Source organism: Endozoicomonas sp. ONNA2, from assembly GCF_024606365.1.
Classification (GTDB): Bacteria; Pseudomonadota; Gammaproteobacteria; order Pseudomonadales; family Endozoicomonadaceae; genus Endozoicomonas.
In genome coordinates, this window is the sequence record NZ_JAHHPO010000880.1 from 1 (window position 1) to 1,042 (window position 1,042).

The following is a 1,042-nucleotide window of genomic DNA, read 5'->3' on the forward strand; positions in this document are numbered from 1 at the left end:
GTCCTGTCGCGCCGGGGGATTTTGTGAGGGAGCGCGGGGAGTCCGGTCGACTGGGCAAAACTCTCTCAGAGCGGCAAGGGACAAGCGAGATCGGGAGCACGTTTATGAAATTCCGGGTTAGCATCTGAAGTGCCGTTAGCTACAAAGAATCCGTCGAGAATGAATCAGGCTGTGATACTCACCGTGCCACAGCCTGATTCATCACCAGGGTACCTCAGTTACCCAGCTGTCTTTCCTTGATCTCGGCCAGTGTCTTGCAGTCGATACACAGCGTAGCGGTAGGACGGGCTTCCAGGCGGCGAATGCCTATTTCTACGCCACAGCTATCGCAAAAACCGTAATCGTCCTCTTCGATCCGGGACAGTGTATCGTTGATTTTCTTGATCAGTTTACGCTCCCGGTCACGGGTTCTCAGTTCAAGGCTGAACTCTTCTTCCTGACTGGCGCGGTCTGCCGGATCAGGGAAGTTCGCAGCCTCATCCTGCATATGGTTAACTGTACGATCCACTTCTTCCATCAGCTCCTGCTTCCAGTTTTGCAGGATCCTGGTGAAGTGGGCGATCTGATGCTCGTTCATGTATTCTTCCCCATCCTTTTCCTGGTAGGGGGTATACGATTTGAGCAGATTGCCGGTATCCGCTTTTTTCTGTGCTGACATGATTACAGCCTCACCACCTTCTGTTCATGAGCCAGGGGATCTCAAATGAGCAAGAATCCTGGATCTCTCCATTTAGAGGCGCTCGCTTCTGCCTGTTGACAGCAGCCTCTGCGATCCCTCTGTTTCTGCCGGTAAACCGGCTCCCTGAAAGCCAAGGTCAACATCATGGGTGCCTGGCGAGAACAAAAGCTCCTGGCACTTGCCTCTTGCCTTCCTTAAAGAAGCGGAGAAACTACCAAAACCCTTGGCAAGACGCCATAAAAAAATGTCATCCGCTTTCTGACATTGACCAAAACCTGCACTCAGGTCAACTGATAATATTCTCCAAATCGGCCAACCCATGGATTCGAAGAGCCTGTCAACCCTGCAGGGTCAGCTATGATC

2 protein-coding genes are annotated in these 1,042 nt (G+C 52.1%); both read right to left on the reverse strand.

What is annotated here, in order from left to right; translation table 11 throughout:
• Positions 1 to 214: 214 nt before the first annotated feature.
• Entirely contained in the window at positions 215 to 658 is a 444-nt protein-coding gene (gene dksA, locus KDK14_RS15700) for an RNA polymerase-binding protein DksA (protein WP_257266118.1), read from the reverse strand.
• 72 nt (positions 659 to 730) lie between these two features.
• A complete protein-coding gene (locus KDK14_RS15705; protein ID WP_257266119.1) occupies positions 731 to 1,000 on the reverse strand; it encodes a hypothetical protein in 270 nt (89 codons plus the stop codon).
• Positions 1,001 to 1,042 lie beyond the last annotated feature (42 nt).

Coding starts and splice junctions, on each gene's coding strand:
- dksA (WP_257266118.1), bottom strand. CDS start 658: ATGTCAGCACAGAAAAAAGCGGATACCGGCAATCTGCTCAAATCGTAT.
- KDK14_RS15705 (WP_257266119.1), bottom strand. CDS start 1,000: ATGGGTTGGCCGATTTGGAGAATATTATCAGTTGACCTGAGTGCAGGT.